Consider the following 4,845-nt stretch of genomic DNA (forward strand, 5'->3'; position numbering starts at 1 on the left):
ACCGAAGATTTCCACCTTCGCTGTCGAATCGAACAACTAACTCCACCTCGCCCCGTGCTGCAGGGCCAGCTGCGCCGCATAGGTTTTCGCTTTCGCGAATGCCTCTTCGACAGACTGGACCTGAATGTTGATGGTTGTGGACTGGTCGACCGGGGCAGCGCCGTCGCCGGCGTAAATCTGGTCCGGTCGATTGGTGGTGCCGACGTTGTACTGCGACCCGGCGGTGAGACCGGGAGCAGCACCCGCCGACGGCACTGTGGCCTTCGACGCCTGCTCAAAGGCCTGTCGGTAGTAGCTGTTCGGATCGATGGGAGTGCCCTTGAGCCCGAAGATTTCGAGCAGAGCGTCCTGACCGATCTTGCCGACGTCCTTGCCGTATTTATCCAGGCGTGTGTTCATGTACGCCTGCGGATCGAACGCCGCCGCACCCGGAACTGGTGCTGCCGGATCACCTGCGAGAGCAGGTGCTACCGACGGCGATTCGGGTGTGGTCAGCGGTTGACCTGTCACGGCCGGGATGTACTGCTGCAGCAACCGCCACTGATCGTCCGTGAACACGACTTCGGGCTTTCCGGAGAGGTTGAAACCGAAGGTCTTGTCCTTGAAGACCCCGCCCTGGTCGTAGCCGGCACCGGTCAACGCTGCGACACCTTGCCCACCGAACTTCGGGTCACGAAGCAGGTAGTTCAGCGACGCACGGAGATTCGATTCCGGATCCCAGATGTCGTCGAACCCTGGGTCCTTGTACGACTGGAACGTCGGGTCGATGACCTGAGCGAGACCTTTCGATGGGACACCGTTCTGCGCGTTGACGTCCCAGTCGTTGATCGCGTTCGGGTTACCACCGGATTCCCGTTGGATCTGATACAGGTACTTGTCGACCAATGACCGGTCGATACCCTTTTCGTCGAACAGCTTCTCCACGAGGGGTCGCCACTGTTCCGCACCAGAGTTCTTGTCGTACGGGACATCTCCACCACCGGAAGTGGCTGACTTGCCACGGACGATCGTCAAAGCCGCGTCCGTCAACTTGTCGTAGACGGCGAGCGGAATCTGCCCGAACATGCCCAATTCCGAGAACTCCGGAATCATCTTCCGCAGCCCCTTGACCGGAAGCTCGAACAGGTTCGCGGTCTGATTGCGGACCATGTTGAACGCCCCGCTGATCGCTCCCGTGAACCGTTCGAACAGCGACTTCTTTTCCTCGTCGCTCATTTCGGCCTGCGGGAAATCGTTCGCCCAGTGCACGTGATCCCAGTGACCAGGCAAGTCACCGGCGTACACCTGATTCGAGAGCTGGCCCTGGTCGGTGATCATGTTTCCGCCGACGTTGTAGAGCAACGGTCCAGGACCCCAAATCAGCTGCGCTGATTGCGGATACGCCTGGAAAATCCAGTCCGCGTAGGCCTGCTTGTTCGGACCGTCGATGTCGACGGCGCCGCCCTTGCCGTGATAGCCGGAATGGCCGGGGCGAAGAGCGGACGTGATCGTCACTTCCGGGAACGCGTCCTGGATGACCTGCGCCATCCAAGTGTCGGTGTCGGAACCGAAGATCACACCACCACCGAGCGCGAACTGCGCCGGTCCCTTGTTCTGGACCCGACCCCCGTCTCGGTAGTTGCTGGCCAAGGTCTCGCGGCGCATCCGCTCGACCTCGCCGTGACCGCCTGCAGCCATGACTTCTGCTGCTGTCCAGACGTGCTCGCCGTTCGAGAGCCAGGCGGGAATCTTGTCGTCACGCGGGCCACCTGCACCGAACACCGCGCCACCGTCGCGACGATGAATCATCTGGTCTGCGATGTTTCCGCCGGACTTGCCGCCGACTTCACCGATCGGATCGATCGTCGGCCACGGTTCCAGATCGAGCAGTCCCGCGACTGCGTTCCACGCTTTGCCGAGCCCGTTGTTGAGCACGGTGTCGATGACAAAGTTGATCGGCCCTGCCAGACGCTCCCTCAATCCGTCCCAGATGTCGCCGATCGCAGAGACGATGCCGCCGAAGAAGTTTCGCAGTTCGTCGAGCGCGCCCCGGAATCCTGGGAAGTGCTTTTCGACGATGTCCGCGATACCGGAACCGATGGCGGATGGAAGGTTCTTCCAGTCCGTGACGGCTCCGTTGGTGATCTTCGAGAGGAAATCGTTGGCGAGTCCACCGAGGCCTTCGTTGCGTAGGGTGTCCCACGCCGGCCGGATGGTGTTATTCCAACCGTCGGAGACCCGTGAGCACAGTTCGTCCCACTTGGCCTTCGCCCCGTCTCGTAGACCGGTGATCGCCGATGATCCGATTTCACCGATCCGGGAGCTGACGTCACCGAACCACTTCTTGGTGTCCTCGACCTTGTCGCCGACAGAGCCGGTGAATCCGTCCCAGGCGTCCTTGGCCGCATTGATCGACTTCTCCCACAACGCTGCGGCGGGAGACTGCCCTTCTTCCGCGCCGATCCAGTCCCACGCGCCGCCGCTGACGAAGTCGCCGACGCCGCTGAGTCCGCGGTTGATCGCCCCGCCCCAGCCGCCGTGGTCCTTGTTCCACAGGCCACCGTCGTATTCGTCTTTTTCGTTGTTGTAGCCGAAGAACGAGTTGACGCCTCGCGAGGTTTTGCCCCACCAGCCACCGTCGTTGTCGGCTCCGTCCCACACTTGCCGCAGTGCGCCTGCGCGTTGCGCCTGACCAGGTTCGAGCTGTTCGGGAACCTTGCCGGGTGCGTCGCCTTGTTCACCGTCGTCGCTGCTCCGGGCGGGCCGGAACGTCCCCAACAGCCCTGCGGCCGTGGAGATTATGCCCATGATCGATTCGACGATCGACTTGACGTCCTCGAAGAACTTCTTGATTTCTTCGCGACCTTCGGGCGTTCCGAGGAATTCGTTCCAGCGGTCGAGGGTGGACTCGATCGAGTCGAGCCAGGACTCCCCCACCTCATCCGAACCAGCGAACATGTTGCCCGCGAGTTCGCCGATTCCCTTGATGATGCGCCAGATTTGGGCGAACGTGTCGATCGCTTCCTGCATGAAATTGTGCAGTTGCGACTTACCGTTTTCGTCGATGGTGGTGCGCATCGAGTGAATCATTTCGGCGAAATTGCCGGTCCCCTCCTCGAAAGCACCGGTGATGGACGGGAGGAAATCCGATCCGACGGCAGAGAGGTCCAGCAGCGCTGAACCGAGATTGCCGAGACCATCCAGCAACGGCCCCAACGCTTCTGCCGTGTTGGTGAGAATTTGCGAGATGTCGTCCTTGACACCATCTGTCATCAGCCAATCCATGGCCGATTTCAGTTTGGTGTTCAACACGTCCGCCAGCGCCGTCAGACCGTCCGTCAGAATCGGCATGTAGGTGCCGCCGAGCTCCGAGAACTTCTGCCCCATCCCGTCGAACAGCGCGTCCTGTACCGAGAACCGGAGTTCCTTCCAGGCGTCGGACATTCCGCGTGTCATCTCGACGAACTGCCGTGCATTCGGCGAGAGGTTCGCGAGCGCCTCGTTGTACTTCTCGAGGGACGGCGATCCTGCTGCCATGGTGTCGTTCAGGTTCTGCTGAGCGACCGCCACGTTGTCGAGTGCCCGCTCAATCCCCCTCTGCGACTCAGCGACTCGATCCTGCGCATCGACAATCGCTTGCTTCGAGTCGACGACACGGTCATCGGCGTCCACCACTGCCTGTTGAGCAGCGACGACCTGGTCCGCACCTTCGACGCCCTTGGCGTTGACGTCAGCGACCTCGGCCCGGAGATCCTGGTTCGCCTCGCGAACTTCCGTCAGACGCTGGATCTGCTGGCGGTAGGCGAGATCGGCCCTGCGTAGCTGGGTCGGGGTCGTGTCGCCGGAGCTTCGGGCTTCGACCAGTCGTTCCCAGGACTCCTGAACCCCGAGTAGCGCGTCCTCTTCGTCGAGGGAACTGCGCTTGAGGGCGAGGTTCATGTCCTCGATCTGCTCGGTTGCGGCCTTGCGCGCCTGCGTGAGCGACTTCTGTGCGAGTTCCGCATCCGCCACCGCGCGGCGGTTGTTCTTCTCCGCAGACTCGACCTCACGCAGTGCTCGTGTGTGGCCCTTCTCTGCCTGCTCCACCGCGTCGATCGCGTCGGCAAGAGAGCGCTGAGCGGCCTCGGTCTGCTTCGCTGCGGCTGCCGACTCCTTCGCGGAGTTCTTGGCCGCTTCCTTGCCTGCCTCGAAGGCGTCCTTGATGCCGGTGGCTCCGACTGCGATCGTTGCGAAGGTCGCGGCGGCTGCAGCACCCATCGCGGGGAGTAGTGCAACGACCCCTGCTGCCTGGACGAGTTGGCCGATGAGCGGTACCAACGACACTGCACCCAACGCGACCAAAGCGATCTTCGCCAGACCTGCACCGGAAGCAATGCCACTGAGAGCTGCTCCGGCACCGCCGCCGGCGCCGCCACCTCCACCACCGGCAGGGATCGGCGGCATGCCACGAATCAGCGCCTCAAGCGCCAGTACCTGTGCGGTCAGAGCTGCGACCTGAGTCATCGCCGCACCTGTGTCGATGTCCAGGTTCATGTGGACGTCTCTGATCGATGCCCGGAACGCCTGCATTTGCGCATGTGCCCTGGTCAGGTCCAGATCGGCGCGAACGGTGACGTCGGCTTCCATCCCCTGCAACTGGGTACGTACGCGATTACGCAGCCCCGTGAGATTCGGGGTGATGTCGACCTCGACTGCCGGCATGTTCCGGGTGCCGTTCCGCACCCGCTGGTGGAATCCGGCAAGGTTGGGCTCGACCTGAACAGTTGCGTCGACGCGGCGCGAATTGACGAGGAATCGCAGTCGCTCGTGGAAGTTCGCCGATAGCTCTGGTTCGACAATCAGCCGTGCGGATCCCGCGTTGTAACT

General features: G+C 62.2%; 1 protein-coding gene. It reads right to left on the bottom strand.

Annotated features, from left to right (window positions below; genetic code table 11):
- Positions 1-36: 36 nt before the first annotated feature.
- Positions 37-4,680: a transglycosylase SLT domain-containing protein gene (locus ACH4F2_RS35055; protein WP_398136730.1), complete on the bottom strand. Its 4,644-nt coding sequence runs from the start codon at positions 4,678-4,680 to the stop codon at positions 37-39.
- Positions 4,681-4,845: the final 165 nt, after the last annotated feature.

The organism is Streptomyces sp. NPDC017890 (assembly GCF_044328675.1).
Taxonomy (GTDB): domain Bacteria; phylum Actinomycetota; class Actinomycetes; order Streptomycetales; family Streptomycetaceae; genus Streptomyces.

What these genes read in the sequence shown, in the direction of transcription:
- ACH4F2_RS35055 (WP_398136730.1), bottom strand. Translation starts at nt 4,680, where the DNA reads ATGCCGGCAGTCGAGGTCGACATCACCCCGAATCTCACGGGGCTGCGT.